The organism is Agrobacterium sp. 719_389 (genome assembly GCF_900188475.1).
Classification (GTDB): Bacteria; Pseudomonadota; Alphaproteobacteria; order Rhizobiales; family Rhizobiaceae; genus Agrobacterium; species Agrobacterium radiobacter.
Genome location: NZ_FYEM01000002.1, coordinates 678,886 through 700,484, shown reverse-complemented (window position 1 = coordinate 700,484; position 21,599 = coordinate 678,886). Strand labels below are relative to the sequence as shown.

Genomic DNA, 21,599 nt, shown 5'->3' with positions numbered 1-21,599 from the left:
GATTACGCCCGCAGCAAAAACGCCACCACCGCCGGCGTGCGGCCCGAGCACCTGAAGCTGTCGAAGGACAGCGGCCTGTGGCAGGGCAAGGTCACCGTTGCCGAACATCTCGGATCGGATACGTTCCTGCATCTCGACGTCCAAGGTATCGGCCCGATCACCGCCCGCACCGATGGCGAGTTCGAATGCAGGCATGGCGATACCGTCTTCATCACACCCGATGACAGCAAGATCCACAGGTTCGATGATAAGGGTATCGCGATATGACGGGAAGACTGGAAGGATAATCTGACGCCAGAGGCGCGGCGTTTGCGAAGGCTCCCAACTTTCCGTCATTCCGGCCTTGAGCCGGAATCCAGCCAGCCCAAGTCCTTGGGCCGAAAAGACTCATCCCGCCGCGCAGACGCGCGTCGGCTGGATTCCGGCTCAAGGCCGGAATGACGGAGGTGGATGTGCAACCGCACAGGAAATATTCCTGCGCACTATGCCAAACCTCACGCCTCGCCGATCCTGACGCCATTTCTGTCAAAGACATGCAGCCTTTCCCGGGGGAAACCGACCCGCAGGGATTTGCCCGGCTGCAACAATGCCCGATCCGATGAAAACAGCTTGAAGGGCAATCCGTGTACGGTGAGATGCAGGATGACGCCGAGGCCGGTCGGCTCAACGAGATCGACGGTTGCCTCGACACCGCCCTCGGCGGGCGAAACAGTGACATGTTCCGGCCGGATGCCGACTGTGACAGGTTCACCGTCGGCAAGCTTCACATCGCGGCCGAGTTCAAGGAGCGTGCCATCGCCGAGCACGACGAAACTGCCGCCATTCTCCCGTTCGATCCGCCCTTCCAGAAAATTCATGCCCGGTGAGCCGATGAAACCAGCGACGAAAAGATTGGCGGGGCGATCGTAAAGATCGAGCGGCGCGCCGATCTGCTGCACATGGCCGGCATTCATCGCGACAATACGCGAGGCGAGCGTCATCGCCTCGATCTGGTCATGGGTGACGTAAACCGAGGTTGCGCCAAGATCGGCATGCATGCGCTTGATTTCGGCGCGCATCTGCTCGCGAAGCCGGGCATCGAGATTGGAGAGCGGCTCATCGAACAGGAAGGCCTTTGGCTGGCGCACGATGGCGCGGCCCATGGCAACGCGCTGGCGCTGGCCGCCGGAGAGCGCCTTCGGACGGCGCGCCAGATAGGGATCGAGCCCGAGCTTTGCGGAGGCGCCGGCCACGGCGGCCGCAATGGTTTCCTTGGTGCTGCGGCGCAGGCGCAAGCTGTAGCTCATATTGTCGGCGACACTCATATGCGGATAGAGGGCATAGGACTGGAACACCATGGCGATGTCGCGATCCTTCGGTCTGCGATCGTTGACACGCTCGCCGTCGATGGACAAATCACCTGATGATATCTCTTCCAGACCCGCGATCATGCGCAGCAGCGTCGATTTTCCGCAGCCGGAGGGGCCGACGAGGACGATGAACTCGCCGTCCTCGATCTTCAGATCGACCCCGTGCAGCACGGCGAGGTCGCCATAGGTCTTGCCGACATTCTTCAGCTCGATGGAAGCCATGGGATTATCCTTTCACCGCGCCGGCCGTCAGGCCCTGCACGAGATAACGTTGAATGAGCAGGAAGAAGAGGCAGGCCGGAATGAGCGCCAGAACGCCCGCGGCCATCATCTGCCCGAAATCGACGGAAAACTTGGAAACGAAGGTCAAAAGCCCGACCGGGAAGGTGGCGCTCTGATTGCCCGAAATCAGCATCAGCGCAAACAGAAGCTCGCTCCACGCGGCGGTGAAGACGAAGCCGAGCGTTGCGGCGATGCCCGGCAAGGTGAGCGGCAGGATGATCTGGCGGAAGGCCGTAAACCGGCTTGCCCCGTCAATCATCGCCGCCTCTTCCAGATCCTTCGGAATGCCATCGAAGAACGACTGCATGAGGAAGGTGGCGAAGGGCACGTTGAAGGCGGTGTAGACGATGACGAGACCGGTGAGGCTGTTGGTGAGGCCGAGCGGCGACAGCATCTTGAAGATCGGCGCGACCAGCATGACCAGCGGGAACATCTGGGTAATCAGCATCAGCGCGACGATCCAGTATTTGCCCTTGAAGCGGAAGCGCGACAGCGCATAGCCTGATAGTGACGAGAGTACCGTCACGGCAAGCGCCGTGGAGCCAGCGACGATGACACTGTTCTTAAAAAATGTCGGGAAGGCACTGTTTTCTATGACGAAACGATAGTGATCCCATGTCGCGCGCGAGGGCCACATCCGCACACCTTCGCTGTAAAGCAGGTCATTCGGCGTGACGGAGACCTTAAGCAGCCAGAACAGCGGAAAAAGCGCAAAGGCGATATAGGCGAGGATCGCGAGGCGATGGGCAAGGGTGAGGAATATCCTTGATGTCATCGGTCAGTCCTTCTCGATCAGGCGCTGGCGCAACAGCACGATCAGCATGGAATAGGCCAGAAGCAGCACCAGAAGCACCAGCGCGATGGCCGAGGCATAACCGAAATCGAGACGTCGGAAGGCCTGCGTGAAGATATAGCTGGCGACGATCTGCGTGCGGTCGGCCGGTCCCCCATTGGTCATGACGATGATGAGATCGGCGAAATTGGCGATCCAGACGGTGCGCAGCAGAATGGTGATGGCGATGGTGGGCGCGAGAAACGGCAACGTGATGGAGGTGAAGCGTTGCAGCGGGTTTGCCCCGTCAATTTCCGCCGCCTCGTAAAGATCGCGCGGGATCGCCTGCAATGCGGCAAGCAGGGTGATGGCGAAGAAGGGAATGCCCCACCAGACATTGGCAATGATCGGCCCCCACATGGCGAGACGCGGATCGGCGAGAATATTGTTGGGCGCGGATAAAAGCCCGAGCGAGACCATCCAGTGCGGCAGCGGCCCGATGACCGGGTTGAACAGCCATGCCCAGTTGAGGCCGGCAAGGAAGGTCGGCACGGCCCATGGCAGGAATACCAGCGCCTGCGCCAGCCCCCTGCCCGCAAAGGGCTTGTCCAGCAGCAGCGCCAGAATGAGGCCGAAGAAGAATTGCAGGAACACGGAAGCGCCCGTCCACCACAGCGTGTTCTTCAGCGCCCGGTAAAAGGCCGCATCCTGCGACAGCGCCTCCAGATGTTTCAGGCCAACGAAACCGCCGGAAAACGGATTGAGCAGCTGCACATCACGAAAGGCATAGGAAAGGCCAAGCACCAGCGGCACGAGCATGACGGCGACGATGAGCACCAGCACGGGCGCGCTGTAGAGCCAGGGTTCGGCCCAATCGGCAAACCTTCGCATTGCTGGTTTGCCAGCCGGTTTGCGCGCGGCCAACGGCCCGGCGCCATGGGCATAGGACATTGTATCGCTCCCTGATCGGACGACGGAACGGACGGGTTTTCCAGCCTCTCGGCTCACCGATCCGAAAAATTGCAGGAAAAGGCCTGTCGCAGCGAAGGCCGGCAAGACCCGCCGCACGGGCATTGTCGCCCGCGCGGCCGGTCCGTGTCGTTACTTCGAGGCCAGGAACTTCTGCTGCGCCTTGGTCATGTAATCAGCCCATTGCTTGGCGAGGTCTTCAGGCGTGATATCGCCGAGAAGCGCCTCCTGCGATGTCTTGATCACAAGCGAATCCTTGAAGAAGGCGAATTCCTCAAGATAGGTCGGCATCGTCGTCGGCACGGCGTTCTTGTCGGCGAGTTCGTCGAACCAGCCCTTGAACTGCTCGCTGGCATAGAAGGGGTCCTTCTCCGCCGACTTGTGCACCGGCAGCGCCCCCGTCTTCTTGTTCCACTCGATATTGCCTTCCGGCCCTTCCAGCGTCTCGACCAGCTTCCACGAGAGGTCCTTGTTGGCGGATGCCGACATGATCGACCAGCCGGCGAAACCGATGGTCGGGAAGGTCTTGCCGTCAGGTCCCTTCGGCATGGTCATGACGCCGAAATCTTCCGGCTTCATGCGCTGGGCAATGGCGATAAGGGCGTCCGGATCCTGATCGAGGAAAGCGCAGGTGCCGGAATAAAATCCCGCGACGATCTCGTTGAAGCCCCAGTTGACGCTGTCTTTCGGCGCCAACCCGTTCTTGTAGAGATCGATCACATAGGTCAGGCCTTTCACCCAGCCAGGGCTGTCAAAGGTGGAGGTGCCGTCCTTGGTGAAGAACTCGTTCGATCCCGCCATGGACGCGCCGAACATGACCCAGCCGTTAAGTCCGCCCGGCCCGCCGCGAAGGCAATAGCCGTATTTGCCCGGAAGCGCCGCGACCTTCTTGGAGGCATCGGCGAATTCGTCGAGCGTCTTCGGCGGCTCCTTCACGCCGGCCTGTTCCAGCAGTTTTTTGTTGTAGAACATGGCCCTGAGGTAGAAACCATAGGGCAGCATATAGGCCGTTTCCTTCACGTCGCGGCCGAGTTCGAGCGTGCGCTCGCTGAGGCCTGCTGTGTGCTCCCACTTGGCGAGATAGGGCTCGAGGCTTTCGAGCATGCCGTTATTGGCGTAGAGCGAAAGCCAGGTGTCGGGCATTTCCATCACGTCGGGAATATCGCCGGCCGACACCATGGTGGCGAATTTCTGGAAGGCTTCGCTCCACGGCAGGGAGATGATTTCCACCTTGGTGCCGGGATTGGCGGCCTCGAACTTCGAGACGATGCCCTTCAGCGTTTCCGTCCGTTCGGGACTTGTGATGACCTCGACCAGTTTCAAGGTCGTGTCCGCCAGCGCCGTTCCGGTCATCAGGGCGGTGAAGATTGCTGCTGTTACCAGTTTTTTCATGTCGTTCTCCCCTTTTTTGTGGTCAGTTTAAAAACACGTCAGGCGGCGGAGGCCGCCTTGATCGCGGGTTCGAGGTCGTTCCAGAGCGCTTCCGTGCCCTCCAGTCCGATATGCAGGCGCACCGAACGCGCGCTGATGCCGAAGGTGTGGGCGGAGTTTGGCTGCGCCTTCTGTTCGAGCACCACTTCTCCCGGAACGATGAGGCTTTCATGCCCGCCCCAGGAAACACCCAGTTTGAAAAGCTTGAGGCGGTCGGCAAAAGCGCGCACATCCACCCCTTCCTTGAAAATGAAGGAAAACAGGCCCGACGTGCCGTTAAGGCCGGGCGGCAAACGGTTCGTCAGCCCGGGATGGCAGACCTTCTCCACCACATCGAGCGCATGAAGACGGGTTGCGATATCAAGCGCCGAGGCCTGATGGGCCTTCATGCGCAACGGCAGGGTGCGCAAGCCCCGAATGAGCAGCCAGGCATCGAAAGGCGACATCTTGCCACCGAGATAGGGATAGGTTTCCGCCCGGATGCGGTCGATCATCGCCTTGGAACCGGCAACGACGCCGGAGACCACATCGCTGTGGCCGCCGAGATATTTCGATGCCGAATGCACCACGAGATCGACGCCAAGCGAGATCGGCTGCTGGAAGACCGGGCTTGCCCAGGAATTGTCGATGACGGTGACCGCGCCATGGCGCTTGCCAATCGCGGCGAGCGCGCCGACATCATGGGCCTCCATCACCCAGCTTGTCGGGCTTTCCATGTAGAAAAGCTTCGCGCCCGGCATCGCCTTTTCAACCGCCGCCTCGTCGCGGCCATCGACATAGACCACCTCGATATTCATGCGCTGCATGAAGGTGCCGAACAGGCGGAACGCATCGGGATAGACATGGCGCACCGCGACGATACGGTCGCCTGGCGACACGAAGGAAAGAACGGTGGACGAGATGGCGGACATGCCGCTTGCAAAACCGAGCGCATCTTCCGCACCTTCCAGCTTTGCCAGCATCTCCTCGAACAGGCGCACGGTCGGGTTCAGCCCGCGCGTATAGACCGGCCGCACCTTTTCGCCGCGATAGGTGGAGACCATTTCATCGTAGCTGGAAAAGGTAAAAAGCGAGGTCTGCACAAGCGGCGGGACCACGGCTTCGAAAGCGTGGGTCTCGTCATGCGCTACAATCAGGGAGGCGGGATCGAAAAGATCGTTGCCTTGGTTCATTTCGACATGTCCTTGATATCCTCCTCGACAACAGCGAGGATTTTCAGTGTTTCTTCACGGGCGGTCTCGGCATCGCCGGCAGCGATGGCGTTGAATAGCGTGCGGTGAAAGGGAAAGGAGCGACCGGCGAAATCCGGGCGATCGAACGGCTTCGACCAGAAGCGTTCAAAACCTTCGCGCATCTGCTCCAGAAGCTGCTTGAAAAGCGTGTTGTGGGTGGCGTCGTAGATCGAAAGATGGAAGGCAAGGTCGGCCTTGCCGGAGGTTCCCTCGGCCAGATGCACGCGCTCCATTTCGTCGAGCCGCGCTTCCATCGTAGCGATATCCTCAGGCGTGCGCCGGCGCGCGGCGGCCATGGAGGCCTCCACCTCGATGCCGCGCCGCACTTCCAGCGTCATCAGCAGCGCATCACGCAGGCTTTCGGCATCGATCGAGATCGGCATATGCACGGTGGCGGCAGAAATCGGCTTCAGCAGATAATTGCCGCTGCCTTTGCGGCTGTCGATGACGCCGAGCGCCTGAAATTTGCGGATGACTTCGCGGATCGTGGAACGGCCGACACCGAGCGCCACCATCAGCTCCCGCTCCGCCGGCAGCCGGTCTCCCGCCTTCAGCCCTGCCCGCTCCACATAGTCGGAAAGCGCAGCCTCGACCTGGCGCACGCGGTCGCTCGGCGGAATCGGCTGCATGAGTTCCCGGCTGGACCTGTCCAAGACGCATCCCCTAAATTGGTCTGACATCTTACCATTTCAAACGGGATGTCGATTGTCAACCGGCAAGCGGCCGTGGGTGCACACCATTCGGTTTGAGTCGCGGAAGAGTACCGACGCAACCGCTCGATACGGAAAAAGGTCAAGACGGGATGGCTGAAGTGAAGAGGTTAAAGCGCCGAATCACGGCGACTGACGGCCACCGGCTAAATCGCCGTCACGCGGGCCACTCCCCGCGCCAAAGTATCGGCATGCTCGTTGCCAACAGTGCCGGAATGCCCTTTGCACCATTCTACAACCACATGGGGATGCCGCTCCAGCAGGCTGTCGAGCTGCTGCCAGATGTCCCTGTCGGGGATCGGTCTGCGGCGACTGCGCTGGTTGGGCGTGATCCGCTTCCAGCCGTTGTTGCGCCAGATCGCCCGATATCGGCGGCAGCCTTCGATGACATGAACGGCATCCGTCCAGAGCGTGACAGCCCGCGTTGGCGCCTCGACAGCGATCCAGGATAGTGCATTGAGGACGGCGAGGACCTCGAACGTATTGTTCGATGTGCCGACAGTCCTGCCTGAAGCGGAATGGACTTGGTGGCCCGCGTCATGAACCACGAACGCCCATCCTCCGGATCTGGAGGCATCGTCGAAGGAGCCGTCGGTGAAGATGTGAAGCGCATCGGACATGAGGAGGCTTTTTAGCACCAATATGGAAATCGTTAAAGGAAGAGCTCCAAGGCCATTGCATAAACACAAAAGCAGAGAGGGTGGCACAAGCCACCCTCGCCGAACTCACAGCGATATGGTCGAACTTACTGGCTGAGAACGGCCGCCGTGATCGTCTCGATATTGTGGTTGATCATGTCGATATAGGTCGCAGCCGGGCCGTCGACGGTCGAAAGCGCGTCTGAATAGAGCGTGCCGCCAACTTTCAGACCCGTTTCGCTGGCGATCTGGTCGATCAGCCGCTTGTCGGTGATGTTTTCGACAAAGATTGCCGAAGCCTTGTCGTGCTTCACCTGATCCACCAGCTTGGCGACATCGGCGGCCGAGGCTTCGGACTCCGTCGATACGCCCTCGGGCGCGAGGAAATTCAGGCCATAGGCATGCTCGAAATAACCGAAGGCGTCATGCGAGGTGATGATGACGCGCTTTTCCGGCGGGATGGCGGCGATCTCGGTCTTCACCTTCTCGTTCAGAGCGGCAAGCTTGGCGATATAGGCATCCGAATTGGCTGTGTAAGTGGCGCAACCGGCCTTGTCGACCTCGCAAAATGCGCCGGCAATGTTCTTCACGTAGATTTCGGCATTCTTGATCGACTGCCAGGCATGGGGGTCGAACTCGCCGTGATGGTGATGCCCCTCATGGCCGTGATCGTGATCATGGGCCTCCGTCGTCTCGTGCTTGTGGCCGGCTTCTTCTGCCTTGTGGTCGTGACCTTCCTCTTCTTCGGCTTCCGGATGCGCATGGCCTGCCGGTTCTTCGGAAAGCTTGAGCGGTTCCACGCCCTTCGTCAGCTCCACCACCGGCGCCTTTGTGCCGCTTGTGTCGATCAGACGCTTCAGGAAGCCTTCAAATTCCAGGCCATTGACCAGCACCACATCCGCCTTGCTGACGGCGACGGCATCGGCCGGGCGTGGTTCATAGACATGGGCGTCGCCATCCGGCCCGACTAGTGTGGTGATCTCGACGCGGTCGCCGCCAACATTTTTGGCGAAATCGGCGATGATCGAGAAGCTCGCCACGACCTTGAGTTCGGCGGCGGACGCCTGCGCCACCAGAACCGGGGAGAGGGAAAGAAGGCTGACGCCGGTGGCTAGACGGAGGGTTTTGAACATGAAGATTCTCCTTTTTCGAACGCTGTTTTCAGGCCGTTCTGTGACGGCCGGAACCGAGAAGATCGCTGAGCACGCCACGCGTGCCGACGAGGATGGAGAGCGCATAGATGACGCCCGCAGAAAGGATGATCGCCGGGCCTGAAGGCAGCGACGCGTGATAGGACAAGAGCAGGCCCGCAAAGCAGGAGATCATGCCGATGCCGATGGAAATGAAGCACATGGGTGCGACGCGGTTGGACCAGAAGCGGCTGGCGGCGGCGGGCAACATCATGAGGCCGACCGACAGCAGCGTTCCCAGCGCCTGGAAGCCGCCAACAAGATTGAGCACGACAATGGCGAGGAAGAGGAAATGCACCGGGCTGCCCCAGTTACTGACCGAGCGCAGGAACAGGGGATCAAGGCATTCCGCCAGCAACGCCCGCCAGAAGGTGATCATCACCAGAAGCGTCACGATGCAGATGCCGCCGATCAGGCCGAGCGCCTCGTTGTTCAGCGCGAGCACCGTACCGAACAGCACATGCATGAGATCCACGCTCGAACCGCGCCACGAGACAAGCAGCACGCCGAGCGCCAGTGAAATGAGATAAAAGGCGGCAAGCGACGCGTCCTCCTTCTGGATGGTGAAGCGTGACACAGCGCCTGCACCCAGCGCGACCAGAAGGCCGACGGCCAGACCGCCAATGGTCATGGGCAGGATTTCCAGTCCGTAAAACAGAAACCCGACCGCCGCCCCCGGCAGGATGGCGTGAGACATGGCGTCACCCGTCAGGCTCATGCGGCGCAGCATGAGAAACACCCCGACCGGACCGCAGCTGACGGCAAGGATCAAGGCGCCGGCAAGCGCGCGCTGCATGAAGACATACTGGACGAAGGGTTGGATGAAGATATCAGCCATGGGCATTCGAATTCGCGTGTGAGTGGGAATGGGAATGAGCGGATGCCATCTGCGGACTTGCCGCGACTATTTGGCCGGCAGGCTCGTCGGCTGGCGCACACCAGGGTGCATTTTCCTCCCATGCCTCGTGGAAATGCCGCGCCTGCCGGATGTTCTCCGCCTTGAGGACATCGGCAGTCGTGCCCAGACCGACGAGCTTGCGGGCAAGGAACAGGGTTTGGGGAAAGTGCTGCCGCACCAATTGATGGTCATGAAGGACGGCAAGGACCGTGCGCCCTTCCGCCACCCATGATTTGATCAGCAGCATAAGGTCGGCAACGGTGCGCTCGTCGACGGCGTTGAAGGGTTCGTCCAGCAGGATCAACTGCGCATCCTGCAGCATGGCGCGGGCAAACAAAGCGCGCTGCATCTGGCCGCCTGAGAGGGAGTCGATATTGCGCCTCTCAAAACCAGAAAGCCCGACGGCCTCCATCACGCGGCCCATCGCCGCCCGGTCTGCCGGACGGTGGCGGCCGAGCAGGCCGCGTTTCGGCCAGAGGCCAAGCGCCACCAGATCCCGCACCTGCGCGGGAAATGAGCGGTCGAGTTCCGATTGCTGCGGCAGATAGGCGATGGCAATACCTGAACTCACCCGGCATTCGCCGCCAAGCGGCTTCAGAATGCCGGCAATTCCTTTCATCAGCGTCGATTTTCCAGAGCCATTGGCGCCGACCACCGCAGTGAGCGAGCCTTTGGCAATATCGCCGTTCAGGTGATGCACCGCCGCGCGGCCGGCATATCCAAGTGTCAGGTTTTTGAAGGCAAGGCACGGATCGTTCATCGATCCCTCCGGGGCAGGATGTCATTCGATGACCCGTAATATGTAATGTTATTACATTCGTCAAACGAATATGTAATGAAATAACATTAACCATTGGAAAGATGGCGTTGCGCGCTCCCCAAGCCGCAGACCATTCCGTTGCGGGACGTTTTTTGCCATAGCAGGTTGACATACAACTAGAATGTAATGTTATTACGTTACATTCATGGAAGCGAGAAATCCCGAACCCCTCGTTTCCAGATCTTCTGACGTGGCCAATATGAGGTCCACGCGACCGTTGCTAGAGAACGAGGTCCGCATGTCAAAAAAACTTCCCGTCACCGTGCTTTCCGGCTTTCTGGGCGCCGGCAAGACGACGCTTCTCAATCATATTCTCGCCAATCGCGAAGGTCTGCGCGTGGCGTTGATCGTCAATGACATGAGTGAGATCAATATCGACGCCGCGCTGGTGCGCGATGGCGGCGCCAATCTCTCCCGCACGGAGGAGCAATTGGTGGAAATGACCAATGGCTGCATCTGTTGCACGCTGCGCGACGACCTGCTGACCGAGGTGCGGGCGCTGGCCGAACAGGGCCGTTTCGATTACCTGCTGATTGAATCCACCGGCATCGCCGAACCGCTGCCGGTCGCAGCAACTTTCGATTTTCGCGATGAAAACGGCCGCAGCCTTTCCGATGTCGCGCGTCTGGACACCATGGTGACGGTGGTGGATGCCGCCAATCTTCTCAAGGATTACGGTTCGTCTGATTTTCTGGCCGACCGGGGCGAAACGGCGGGCGAAGGTGACAACCGAACCATCGTCGACCTTCTGGTCGAGCAGATCGAATTTGCCGATGTCGTCGTCCTCAACAAGATCGGCACCGCCACACCGGATGAGCGGGACGCCGCACGCAAGATCATCGTCGGGCTGAACCCGGATGCGAAACTCATCGAGGCCGATTTCGGCAAGGTGGCGCTGAAGGAGGTTCTGGGCACCGGCCGTTTCGATTTCGCCAGGGCTGAAGAACACCCTCTATGGTTCAAGGAATTGCACGGCTTCAAGGATCACATTCCCGAAACCGAGGAATATGGCATCCGCTCCTTCGTCTATCGCGCTCAAAAGCCGTTTGACCCCGTGCTGTTCCAGCGCTTCATCGACCGCGCCTGGCCCGGCGTGGTGCGCGCCAAGGGCTTCTTCTGGCTGGCAACGCGACCGCGTTATGTCGGGGAGATCAGCCAGGCCGGCGCGCTGGTTCGCACCGGCAGGATGGGCCTGTGGTGGTCCGCCGTGCCCAAAGAGCAATGGCCGCGCGAAAAGCAGTTCCTGGATATGATGAAGCCCTATCTCGATCCGGTCTTCGGCGACCGGCGGCAGGAAATCGTCTTCATCGGCTCCGATCCGATGAGCGAGGCGCGCATCCGCGCGCAGCTCGATGCCTGCCTGATCGATACCGATGCATTCACGCCGGATGCATGGCGGCACCTGCCTGATCCTTTCGCAAGCTGGGACCGGCAGGCGGCTTGATTGTCTCCACCGCCCGCATTTCAGCCGAGCGGTTGCGTCTTTCGCCTTCTCCCCGCCGGGGAGAAGGTCGCGGCAGCGGGATAAGGGGGCGAGGGTAGCGATATGCGGTAAGCTTGCCCCCTCATCTGACCCTTCGGGCCATCTTCTCCCCGGCGGGGAGAAGAAACAGGCCGCAGCGTTTCTTGCGAAACACTACAGAAAATTCAGCGTCACAAGCGCCAGCACAAGATAACGCCCGACCTTGGCGATGGTGACCAGCAGCAGGAAGACCGGCAGCGGCTCCTTCATGATGCCGGCGGCAACCGTCAGCGGATCGCCGATCAGCGGCGCCCAGCTGATGAGCAGGGACCATTTGCCATAACGGCGATACCAGTTCTGCGCGCGCTCCAGCGCCGCCTCCCCGACCGGAAACCAGCGTTCATGCCGAAAGCGCTCAATGCCGCGGCCAAGCAGCCAGTTGGCAAAGGAGCCTGCAACATTGCCGGCGCTGGCCACGGCGACCAGTAGCCAGACAGGCTGGGACTTAAGAAGGATGAGGCCCGCCAGCGCCGCCTCCGACTGCATGGGCAGAATGGTCGCCGCGATAAACGCCGTCAGAAACAAACCCGCATATACTGCCAGATCGGCCATTACCCGTCCTTCATCATCCGCGAATCTCACGGTCTTTGCCGAAGTGCCGGATGACGCTCCCGCCGTCAAGCGGGCGACATTTCACACGGTCTTACGACACATCAGCGGCAATGGCCTCCACGACATCGTGACGGGCTACATCCAGCAGCGCCTTATGGACCGACAATTGCCGGATATTGCCGGATGCGGACAGAATGAGGATCACGGTTTCCTTCGGCGGGCAATTCGGCAGCGCGCAGGAAATCTCGTGGACGGAGACGATGTCGTCTTCTGAAAGGCACAGCAGTTCCCGCGTCCAATCCTTCATGATGCGGGCCCGCGAGACGATCGCGGAGCCGCTGCGCGCAAGCGGATTCGTTTTTACCGTCATCGGAATGCCTTTCGCCCCGCCTGCGAGGCCAATGTATCGAACAGATCGCGGATCGGCTGCTGCGGCATATCCATGCCGATCAGGACGATGCGCGTTACGCGCTCGCCATCCGGCCAGCTTTCCAACCGGGTCAGAGGATAAAGCCGATGCTGCACCGCATGGGCGACAACCGGCCGCTCCGGGTCATCCGCCGCACCGAAAATTCCCTTGAGCCGCAACAGGCCGGAATGCACATTGCTGGTGACGAGTTCAAGAAAAGTGACAATCGCCTGCGGATCAAGGACACCGTCAAAGGTGAGATCGAAAGCCTCAACCCCGACGCCATGGCGGTTGATATCGTGGTGATGGGCGGCATGAAGGCTAAGCCTGTCGGCCGCAAGCCATCCCGGCGCATCCTCCGGCTTGCCGCGCAGCGAATAATCCGAGGCTGCAAATAACGACATCAGGTCGAAGCCGGCCGCATTACGGTCATGAAACGACGCCGCAGGATTGAGATCCGCGAGGCTTTCGCGGTCAATAGCCGCGGCATCCGCAATATCGGTTTTCGTCAGGACGACGTGGTCGGCAAAGGCAAGCTGTTTCCAGCCTTCGATAAAACTGTCGAGCATCGCCGGACCGGAGGCGACGTCGAAAACCGTGACCACGCCGGAAAGATGGAAATGCCGGGCCACGATGTGATCGCGCAGGCCAAGCGCCGGCGTACCACCGGCAATCAGGCTGTTGATGATCGGCGCGGGATCGGCAAGGCCGGTGGTTTCGATGACGACGCGCGATACCTCAGGCATCACCCCTTCCAGAAAGGCCTGATGCAGCTCGTAAAGCGAGGTGCGGATATCGCTGGTGGCCGTACAGCAGATGCAGCCCGTCGTCGTTCTGAAATATCGTTCAGAACCCGTCCGCACCAGACCGTGATCAATGGGCACCGCGCCGAATTCATTGACGATAACCGCAGCATCACCCATGGCCGGCTCAGCCAGAAGCTCGTTCAGCAACGTCGTCTTGCCCGCCCCCAGAAAACCCGTCAGCAGGGTGACCGGCACCGTGCTGACGGATGGCGCGACGCTTGCGTCGCCTCTGCGCTCCACCGCCTTCTTCCGCTTCATTCCAAACACGCCGACACCTTCGCTATCTATAAAATTCACGACATCATAATATGTAATGTAATAACATATCAATGGTGATTAGGGGAGTTCCGGCAAGAGCAATTCCCTTATGCCGGGGAGGAAAAGGGCGTATCCACATGCTCCCAACTCTCGGGCGCATGAAAAAACCACGGAACGAAGGAAATGGAATAATAAATCCGTTTCCTTCACTTTCGTTTTAATCGTTCCACGTTCTCTTGCATTTTCGTTAGAGTTCGCTTTTAATCGGTAGCGCTAATACAGAAAAGATCGCCCGCAGCCGGATCGAGGAGGATAGGCTGCAATTAAGGGGCTGTATCTTTTACTGTTTTCATAATGGGAGGAATCACCTTGAAAAAACTCAGCTACCGCCTCGCCGCGGCATCCGCGCTTTCGTTTTTTGTCACATCGAATGCATATGCAGTAACGGAAATCCAGTGGTGGCACGCCATGACCGGCGCCAATAACGAGGTCGTGGATACGCTGGCGAAAGAGTTCAACGAGAGCCAGAAAGACTACAAGATCACGCCCGTCTTCAAGGGCACCTATCCGGAAACGCTGAATGCCGGCATTGCCGCCTTCCGCGCCAAGCAGCCGCCCGCGATCATTCAGGTCTTCGACGCCGGCTCGGGCGTGATGATGGGTGCCGCCGGCGCCATCAAGCCGGTGGCGGATGTGCTGAAGGAAGGCGGCTATACCTTCAACAAGGACGAATATCTGGCCGGCATCGTCGCCTATTATTCGAAGCCTGACGGCACCATGCTGTCCTTCCCCTATAATTCGTCCTCTCCGATCCTCTATTACAACAAGGATGTCCTCCAGAAGGCCGGCCTCGATGCCGCCAACCCGCCGAAGACATGGCCGGAAGTTTTCGAAGCCGCCAAGAAGATCAAGACAAGCGGTGCCGCCCAATGCGGTTTCACCTCCACATGGCTCACCTGGATCCAGACCGAAAACTTCGCCGCGTGGAACAACGTTTCCTATGGCAGCAATGAAAACGGGCTTGGTGGCACCGATGTCAAGCTTGCGGTCAACGCGCCGCTCTTCGTTGAACACTTCCAGGCGATTGCCGATCTGGCGAAAGACGGCGTCTTCCGTTACGGCGGCCGCACTTCGGAAGCCAAGCAGCTGTTCATGTCCGGCGAATGCGGCATCCTGACCGAATCCTCAGGCGGCCTTGGCGATATCGTCAAGACCGGCATGAATTACGGCATCGGCCAGCTTCCCTATTATGAGGGCCATGGTCCGCAGAACACCATTCCCGGCGGCGCGAGCCTCTGGGTCTTCGGCGGCAAGAGCGAAGCCGAATATAAGGGTGTGGCCGAGTTCTTCCATTTCCTCTCCCAGACCAAGATTCAGGCACGCCTGCATCAGGTCTCCGGCTACATGCCGGTGACGATCGCGGCCTATGAGGAAACCAAGAAATCCGGCTTCTACGACAAGAACCCCGCCCGTGAGACGCCGCTTCTGCAGATGATGGGCAAGCCGCCGACGGAAAATTCCAAGGGCGTTCGTCTCGTGAACCTGCCGCAGGTGCGCGACATCATGAACGAAGAGTTCGAGGCGATGCTGGCCGGCAAGCAGGATGCCAAAACGGCTCTCGACAAGATCGTAGAGCGCGGTGATGCAGCCATCAAGCAGGCTGCCGGCAACTAAACGATCCCCTGCTCCGCCCGCATCCTTATCAGGTGCGGGCGGTATTCCCATCTCATCAGGAGATCGCCGTGCAAAGCGTCGTATTCCCCAACAAGATCCTACCCTATCTGCTGGTCGCGCCACAGATCATCCTGACGGTGATCTTTTTCTTCTGGCCCGCAAGTCAGGCGCTCTACCAGTCAACCATGCGCGAGGACGCCTTCGGGCTGAGCAGCAATTTCGTCGGGCTGGCCAATTTTTCTGCCGTGCTCTCGGATGAAAGCTATCTGAACTCGCTACAGGTCACGGTCATCTTCAGCATCCTGACCGCACTCGTCTCCATGGGGCTGGCGCTGCTTCTGGCGACAGCGGCGGACCGCGTGGTGCGCGGTAAAGGCTTTTACCGCACCATGATGATCATGCCTTACGCCGTCGCGCCCGCCGTGGCCGGCATGTTGTGGCTCTTCATGTTCAACCCGGCCATGGGAACCTTCTCCTACATCCTGCGCCGCAACGGTATCATGTGGGACCCGCTGCTCAACGGCAATCAGGCCATGCTGCTCGTCGTCGCGGCCGCCGCATGGAAGCAGATCAGTTACAATTTCCTGTTTTTTGTCGCAGGCTTGCAGGCAATTCCTAACTCATTGCTGGAAGCGGCCTCTATAGATGGCGCGCGCGGTTCGCGGCGCTTCTGGACCATCGTTTTTCCGCTGCTTGCGCCGACAACCTTCTTCCTGCTGGTCGTCAACACGGTCTACGCCTTCTTCGATACCTTCGGCATCATCCATGCCGTGACCGGCGGCGGGCCTGCAAAGGCCACGGAAACGCTGGTCTACAAGGTCTATAATGATGGCTTCGTGAACCTCAATCTCGGCTCTTCCGCCGCGCAATCCGTCATCCTGATGGTGATCGTCATTGCGCTGACCGCCTTCCAGTTCCGCTTCGTCGAGAAGCGCGTGCATTACGGCTGAGGATTTCCCATGATTGAAAATCGCCCGGTCGCCCGCGTGATCGCCCATCTGATGCTGGTTCTCGGCATCATCATTGTGGCCTTCCCGATCTATTACACCTTCGTCGCCTCCTCGATGACGTCGAACGACATCATCCGCCCGCCAATGTCGCTGCTGCCCGGCGGCCATCTCGGTGAAAATTATACTGACGCCATGGTCGGCGGCGTGGAAAGGGTTGTCGGTGTCAGCCTCGAGCGGCTGCTGTTCAACAGCTTCGTCGTGGCGCTCGCCATCGCCATCGGCAAGATCGTCATCTCTTTCCTGTCGGCCTTCGCCATCGTCTTCTTCCGCTTCCCTTTCCGCATGGGCTTCTTCTGGATGATTTTCATCACGCTCATGCTGCCGGTGGAGGTGCGCATTCTGCCCACCTACAAGGTCATCGTCGATCTTGGGCTGATCGACACCTATGCGGGACTGACACTGCCGCTGATGGCGTCCGCGACGGCAACATTCCTGTTCCGGCAGTTCTTCCTGACCATTCCCGGTGAAATGGTCGAGGCGGCGCGTATCGATAATGCCGGGCCGTTCCGCTTCATGCGCGATATCCTGCTGCCGCTGTCGAAAACCAATATTGCTGCCCTCTTCGTGATCCTGTTCATCTATGGCTGGACCCAATATCTCTGGCCGCTGCTCGTGACCAACGACGCCAAGATGAACACGATCATCATCGGCCTCAAGCGCATGGTGGACTTCACCGACGCTTCGACGCCCTGGAATTATGTGATGGTGACGGCGATCCTCGCCATCATCCCCCCTGTTATCGTTGTGGTGCTGATGCAGCGCTGGTTCGTCAAAGGTTTGGTGGAGACCGAGAAGTAATGGCAAAAATTGCGCTAAAAGACGTCCGCAAGGTTTATGGCGGCAATGTCGAGGCCATCAAGGGCGTATCGATGGACATCGCCGACGGCGAGATGATCGTGCTCGTCGGCCCCTCCGGCTGCGGAAAATCCACCCTGCTGCGCATGATTGCCGGACTGGAGGGCATTTCTGGCGGCCAGATCATCATCGGTGATCGCGTCGTCAACGATCTCGAACCGTCGGACCGCGACATCGCCATGGTGTTCCAGAATTATGCGCTTTATCCGCATATGACGGTGCGGCAGAACCTTGCCTACGGCCTGAAGAACCGCAACACGCCGAAGGACGAGATCGATCGGCGTATCACCGAGGCGGCCAAGGCGCTGGAAATCGAACAGTTCCTGGAGCGCAGGCCGCGCCAGCTTTCCGGCGGCCAGCGCCAGCGTGTGGCCATGGGCCGCGCCATCGTGCGCAAGCCCGCCGCCTTCCTGTTCGATGAGCCGCTCTCCAACCTCGACGCCAAGCTGCGCGTGCAGATGCGCGTCGAAATCCGCCGCCTGCAACGCTCGCTCGCCACCACCAGCGTCTACGTTACCCATGACCAGATGGAGGCCATGACGCTGGCAGACCGGCTGGTGGTGCTGAATGCCGGCCGCATCGAGCAGATGGGCACGCCGATCGAGCTTTACGAAAAACCGGCCACCACCTTCGTCGCCACCTTCATCGGCTCCCCCTCGATGAACCTGCTCAACCACGGCGCGGCGACGTCCAACGGCTCCTCCGGCTGGTCGGTGCAGGGAACCACTGCATTGCCGCAAGGCGTCGCCACACTCGGCATCCGCCCCGAGGACATCACACTTGCCGACGAAGCCCCTGCGGACGCAGCCTTCAGCGGCACGGTGCAGGTGGACGCCGTGGAACTGGTGGGTGCGGAAAGTTATGTGCACGGCTCCTTCGCGGATGGCACCGCCATCATCTTCCGCGTCCACGGTCGTTCGCAGCTGCGCATCGGCGAAACACTGAAAATCGCCGCACAGGCAAAGGATTTCCATCTATTCGATGCGTCGGGCAAGCGGATTTAGGCTTTTTGACGGAAGGCGAGACACCCGCCATTCGGTCAGATCGCTGACAAACATACCCTTCGCTCGAGGTCATCCTTGGGCTTGTCTCAAGGATCTGATCACGGTGAACAAAATCACGACGTTGCAGATGCTCGGGACAAGCCCGAGCATGACGAAGGAGAGCTTTAAGGGCAGGTAAGTGTCCTGACCGACATCTGGTGGATGCCCGCATTTAACCTTTGGCCTCCCCCTACCAGACCAGTTCCACCTGCGGCCGGCCGTTGGAGGTTTTCTCCACGGTGCGTCCGGAGGTGTCGACGTTGCAGTGAACCCGCTGACGGAAGGCGGAAAAGCTTTCGAAAGTCACCACATCCACCGGATCGTCGAGATGCAGGGTCAGCCGGTAGCGTTCGGGATCGCCGCCGAGCGCCTGCACGCCCAGAACGGAGGCCACGAAGGGCTGGCCAAGATAAAAGCCTTCCACCCTTGAGCCCAGAAGATAGGGATTGAAGGCGGGGCGATTGCCGGTCGCTGCGTGGAGGGTGTTCCAGTCGCGGAAGCCATATTGCGCAGCGATGAGTTCCAGCGCCTTCGAATGGTTGATTGCCTGCCCCTCACCTTCGAGGGCGGCGCGCAGGCGTTTTGCCTGTTCCTTCAGACCCTCAAGCGCGGGAAGCGGTTTGGACACGTTCATAACGGTTCTCCAACATGCGCATGCCGAATGTTCCGAAGGGGGTCCGCGTTGCCATCGACGACATGCAAAACATGGGGGATGACCGTTATTCAGGAAAGAGCTTCACCAGGGGCGCAAACGCCTGCGGACGGCCGGGGCTCTTACGCCCGTGGCCGTCCTATAGCCGATCTAGCGCCGCCCGTCAAAGGCGGCGCAACATCGAACCGTGCTCAGAAGCGATAGGTGATACCCGCGCCGATCAGCCAGGGATCGAGCTTCGCCTTGCCGCTGATCGGCGTGCCGCCGAGTTCCGCGGTCCAGTCGGTCTTCAGGAAGATCTTCTTGACGTCGAAGTTCACGCCCCAATGCTCGTCCAGCATATAGTCGAAACCGACCTGCACGGCAGCACCGAGCTTGTTCTTCACGTCGAGATTGCTGAAACCGGGCTTTTCCGACTGGTTGTAGAACAGCGAATAGTTCACGCCCGCGCCGATATAGGGCTTGAAGGCGCCGAAATCGGTGAAGTGATATTGCAGCGTCAGCGTTGGCGGCAGAAGCCAGGTCTTGCCGACGGGCGTGCCGGCCAGCACGCCCTCGCCATTGATCTTGGCATAGGTGGTGCCGAGGATGAGTTCGGCCGCAAAGTTTTCGGTAAAGAAATAGCTGATGTCGAGTTCGGGAATTACGGTATCCGAATAGGACAGTCCGGCGCCCGGCACACCATCGACGCTGCCGCTATCATTGGTGATGACGCCGAGACCACGCACGCGCAGCATCCACGGGCTTGCCGCAGCAATCGCCTCTTCCGCGGTGGGCGCCGGCGCTGCCGGGGCCAGATCGGCCGCCATGGCATTAGCGGATATCAGCGTGGCCGCAACACCAGCCATGACACTGGCAAGCAGGGCGATTTTTCTGTTTCTGTTCGTCATTCCATCTCTCCTGTAGCGCACCGCAGCCGGGCAAGTCCCCGGAAACCGGCTGATGACGGCGGGACTGGCGAATCGTCGCCTGCCGCAACCGCTTGGGAGCCACTATGACGACGGGAAAGGCAGGCCGATTGAGATGGATCAAACCGGGATACGGATCGCGCAAGGGAACTGAGAACCGGCGCGCATTGTGATAATTTCGCAACAGATACATTCGCGGTCTATGAGCGGTACACTGCGCGCCCGGCACATATTCTGGGAAATACAAAAGGCCTGCATCGGCAGGCCTTTTTCAGTGCATCACCTTTCTCACGCGGCCTGGGGCGTGAGGCTCGCGGAACCGGGCTTGCGCAGAAGCAGCACCGAGACGGCCGCGATCATGCACATCAGACCGGCAATCTGCAGCGCGGGCATATAGGTGTCGAAGTCGCTCTTGAAGAAACCGGCGCCAAATGCGGCGGTGGCGGCTCCCAGCTGGTGGCCGGCAAAGACCCACCCGAAAACGAGACCGGCTTTTTCACGGCCGAAATTCTCGGCGGCAAGTTTCACCGTCGGCGGTACGGTCGCTACCCAGTCCAGCCCGTAAAAGACGGCAAAGACCGAAAGCTCCACGAAGCTGAACCCCGAAAAAGAAAGGTAGAGCAGGGACAGGCCCCGCAAACCATAGAACCAGAACAGCAGGAAGCGATTGTCGAACCGGTCGGAAAGCCAGCCGGCGAAAATCGTGCCGAAGAAATCAAAAATACCGATTACCGCCAGCGTGCCCGCCGCCGTTACTGCAGCCATGCCGAAATCGCCGCAGATAGAAATCCAGTGCGTCTGGATGAGACCGTTGGTCGAAAGCCCGCAGACGAAAAATGTGCCGAACAGCACCCAGAAGACCGGATTGCCCGATACGCTCTTCAGCGTCACCAGCGGCGATAGCAATGTGGCAAGAAGATTGTGATCCTGCTTGACCGGCTTTGCCACCACTGTCTCGCCATAGGCCGGCAGGCCGACATCGGCCGGATGGTCACGCATCAAAAGCAGGACAAGGACCATGGCGGTGGCAATTACCGCGACGGACAAGGTAAGAGCGGTTCGCCAGCCATAGGCTTCCGTCAGCGCCGCCAGCAGCGGCAGAAAGACCAGCTGGCCGGTGGCGTTGCTCGCCGTCATGAGGCCGATCACCAATCCGCGGCGCTTGGAAAACCAGCGTGCCGCCACGGTGGCGCCCAATACCAGCGCGGTCATACCAGTGCCGACACCGATCACCACGCCCCAGAGCAGCAGCAATTGCCATACCTCGTTCATGAAGAAGGAGGCGACAATGCCGCCCATGATCAGGGCAAGCGCAGTGGACACCACCTGCCGGACGCCGAAATGATTCATGAAGGCGGCGGCAAAAGGCCCAAGCAGGCCAAAAAGCACCAGCCTGACAGCCATTGCGGAAGAAATATCAGCAATATCCCAGCCGAATTCCTGATGCAGCGGCTGGATCATCACCCCCGCAGCCCCCATCGCACCGGCGGTGGCCAGCATGGTCAGAAAGGTGGTTGTGGCAACGAGCCAGCCATAATGCAGATTTCTGCCGGCCATCCAGCTGGCGAGGCGTGTGGAGAGCATGATCAATTCCCTTTCCAGCGGCCGTGGCCGATATT

Annotated in this window: 22 protein-coding genes; 6 read left to right on the top strand and 16 right to left on the bottom strand. The window is 59.9% G+C overall.

Annotation, left to right across the window (positions count from 1 at the left end):
* Nucleotides 1–267 (top strand): TOBE domain-containing protein (locus tag CFB10_RS06870; protein ID WP_026363381.1); only part of this gene is annotated, 267 nt, incomplete at its 5' end.
* A 227-nt stretch (nucleotides 268–494) separates the two neighbouring features.
* Here the strand turns inward: CFB10_RS06870 and CFB10_RS06865 are convergent.
* From CFB10_RS06865 to aztA, 10 genes are all read right to left on the bottom strand, one after another.
* Nucleotides 495–1,571 (bottom strand): ABC transporter ATP-binding protein, encoded by a 1,077-nt coding sequence (locus tag CFB10_RS06865; protein WP_020011736.1) that lies wholly within the window; start codon nucleotides 1,569–1,571, stop codon nucleotides 495–497.
* A 4-nt stretch (nucleotides 1,572–1,575) separates the two neighbouring features.
* Nucleotides 1,576–2,406 (bottom strand): carbohydrate ABC transporter permease, encoded by an 831-nt coding sequence (locus tag CFB10_RS06860; protein WP_003499970.1) that lies wholly within the window; start codon nucleotides 2,404–2,406, stop codon nucleotides 1,576–1,578.
* A 3-nt stretch (nucleotides 2,407–2,409) separates the two neighbouring features.
* Complete coding sequence (locus CFB10_RS06855; RefSeq protein WP_020011737.1) at nucleotides 2,410–3,354, bottom strand: carbohydrate ABC transporter permease; 945 nt, start codon at nucleotides 3,352–3,354, stop codon at nucleotides 2,410–2,412.
* A gap of 150 nt (nucleotides 3,355–3,504) precedes the next feature.
* A complete protein-coding gene (locus CFB10_RS06850) occupies nucleotides 3,505–4,764 on the bottom strand; it encodes a sugar ABC transporter substrate-binding protein (RefSeq protein WP_020011738.1) in 1,260 nt (419 codons plus the stop codon).
* Nucleotides 4,765–4,802: 38 nt separating this feature from the next.
* Nucleotides 4,803–5,975: a PLP-dependent transferase gene (locus CFB10_RS06845; RefSeq protein ID WP_020011739.1), complete on the bottom strand. Its 1,173-nt coding sequence runs from the start codon at nucleotides 5,973–5,975 to the stop codon at nucleotides 4,803–4,805.
* A complete protein-coding gene (locus CFB10_RS06840; RefSeq protein ID WP_020011740.1) occupies nucleotides 5,972–6,664 on the bottom strand; it encodes a FadR/GntR family transcriptional regulator in 693 nt (230 codons plus the stop codon). The genes CFB10_RS06845 and CFB10_RS06840 overlap by 4 nt, the downstream gene beginning before the upstream one ends.
* A 227-nt stretch (nucleotides 6,665–6,891) precedes the next feature.
* Entirely contained in the window at nucleotides 6,892–7,365 is a 474-nt protein-coding gene (locus CFB10_RS06835) for a ribonuclease H (RefSeq protein WP_020011741.1), read from the bottom strand.
* Nucleotides 7,366–7,490: 125 nt separating this feature from the next.
* Nucleotides 7,491–8,516: a zinc ABC transporter substrate-binding protein AztC gene (gene aztC, locus CFB10_RS06830; protein ID WP_020011742.1), complete on the bottom strand. Its 1,026-nt coding sequence runs from the start codon at nucleotides 8,514–8,516 to the stop codon at nucleotides 7,491–7,493.
* Between the two features lie 28 nt (nucleotides 8,517–8,544).
* Complete coding sequence (gene aztB / locus CFB10_RS06825; protein WP_026363934.1) at nucleotides 8,545–9,411, bottom strand: zinc ABC transporter permease AztB; 867 nt, start codon at nucleotides 9,409–9,411, stop codon at nucleotides 8,545–8,547.
* Nucleotides 9,404–10,231 (bottom strand): zinc ABC transporter ATP-binding protein AztA, encoded by an 828-nt coding sequence (aztA, locus tag CFB10_RS06820; protein ID WP_020011744.1) that lies wholly within the window; start codon nucleotides 10,229–10,231, stop codon nucleotides 9,404–9,406. The genes aztB and aztA overlap by 8 nt, the downstream gene beginning before the upstream one ends.
* 298 nt (nucleotides 10,232–10,529) lie before the next feature.
* Here aztA and zigA point away from each other — a divergent pair, with 298 nt between their 5' ends.
* Nucleotides 10,530–11,735 (top strand): zinc metallochaperone GTPase ZigA, encoded by a 1,206-nt coding sequence (gene zigA / locus CFB10_RS06815; protein WP_020011745.1) that lies wholly within the window; start codon nucleotides 10,530–10,532, stop codon nucleotides 11,733–11,735.
* A gap of 192 nt (nucleotides 11,736–11,927) precedes the next feature.
* Here zigA and CFB10_RS06810 read toward each other — a convergent pair whose 3' ends face one another.
* The 3 genes from CFB10_RS06810 to CFB10_RS06800 form a co-directional block, all read right to left on the bottom strand.
* Nucleotides 11,928–12,365 carry a YqaA family protein gene (locus CFB10_RS06810; RefSeq protein ID WP_020011746.1) on the bottom strand — a complete coding sequence of 146 codons (438 nt, stop codon included), beginning with the start codon at nucleotides 12,363–12,365 and terminating at the stop codon, nucleotides 11,928–11,930.
* Nucleotides 12,366–12,456: 91 nt separating this feature from the next.
* A complete protein-coding gene (locus tag CFB10_RS06805) occupies nucleotides 12,457–12,735 on the bottom strand; it encodes a hypothetical protein (RefSeq protein ID WP_020011747.1) in 279 nt (92 codons plus the stop codon).
* The gene (locus CFB10_RS06800) at nucleotides 12,732–13,838 is read right to left on the bottom strand and encodes a GTP-binding protein (RefSeq protein ID WP_020011748.1); all 1,107 of its coding nucleotides are present in this window, start codon (nucleotides 13,836–13,838) and stop codon (nucleotides 12,732–12,734) included. The genes CFB10_RS06805 and CFB10_RS06800 overlap by 4 nt, the downstream gene beginning before the upstream one ends.
* 363 nt (nucleotides 13,839–14,201) lie before the next feature.
* On the opposite strand from CFB10_RS06800, the gene ugpB reads away from it, so the two are divergent.
* From ugpB to CFB10_RS06780, 4 genes are all read left to right on the top strand, one after another.
* Nucleotides 14,202–15,512, top strand: a complete 1,311-nt coding sequence (gene ugpB, locus CFB10_RS06795; protein WP_026363935.1) for a sn-glycerol-3-phosphate ABC transporter substrate-binding protein UgpB — start codon at nucleotides 14,202–14,204, stop codon at nucleotides 15,510–15,512.
* 68 nt (nucleotides 15,513–15,580) lie between these two features.
* Entirely contained in the window at nucleotides 15,581–16,462 is an 882-nt protein-coding gene (gene ugpA, locus CFB10_RS06790; RefSeq protein WP_020011750.1) for a sn-glycerol-3-phosphate ABC transporter permease UgpA, read from the top strand.
* A 9-nt stretch (nucleotides 16,463–16,471) separates the two neighbouring features.
* A complete protein-coding gene (gene ugpE, locus CFB10_RS06785; RefSeq protein WP_003506733.1) occupies nucleotides 16,472–17,320 on the top strand; it encodes a sn-glycerol-3-phosphate ABC transporter permease UgpE in 849 nt (282 codons plus the stop codon).
* Nucleotides 17,320–18,381 carry a sn-glycerol-3-phosphate import ATP-binding protein UgpC gene (locus CFB10_RS06780; protein ID WP_020011751.1) on the top strand — a complete coding sequence of 354 codons (1,062 nt, stop codon included), beginning with the start codon at nucleotides 17,320–17,322 and terminating at the stop codon, nucleotides 18,379–18,381. The genes ugpE and CFB10_RS06780 overlap by 1 nt, the downstream gene beginning before the upstream one ends.
* A gap of 229 nt (nucleotides 18,382–18,610) precedes the next feature.
* Here the strand turns inward: CFB10_RS06780 and CFB10_RS06775 are convergent, their stop codons facing one another.
* The 3 genes from CFB10_RS06775 to CFB10_RS06765 all read right to left on the bottom strand — a co-directional run bounded on the left by CFB10_RS06775 (nucleotide 18,611) and on the right by CFB10_RS06765 (nucleotide 21,564).
* Nucleotides 18,611–19,054 carry a glyoxalase superfamily protein gene (locus CFB10_RS06775; RefSeq protein ID WP_020011752.1) on the bottom strand — a complete coding sequence of 148 codons (444 nt, stop codon included), beginning with the start codon at nucleotides 19,052–19,054 and terminating at the stop codon, nucleotides 18,611–18,613.
* 209 nt (nucleotides 19,055–19,263) lie between these two features.
* Nucleotides 19,264–19,962 carry an OmpW family protein gene (locus tag CFB10_RS06770; RefSeq protein ID WP_020011753.1) on the bottom strand — a complete coding sequence of 233 codons (699 nt, stop codon included), beginning with the start codon at nucleotides 19,960–19,962 and terminating at the stop codon, nucleotides 19,264–19,266.
* 306 nt (nucleotides 19,963–20,268) lie between these two features.
* Nucleotides 20,269–21,564 carry an MFS transporter gene (locus CFB10_RS06765; RefSeq protein ID WP_020011754.1) on the bottom strand — a complete coding sequence of 432 codons (1,296 nt, stop codon included), beginning with the start codon at nucleotides 21,562–21,564 and terminating at the stop codon, nucleotides 20,269–20,271.
* Between the last annotated feature and the right edge of the window lie 35 nt (nucleotides 21,565–21,599).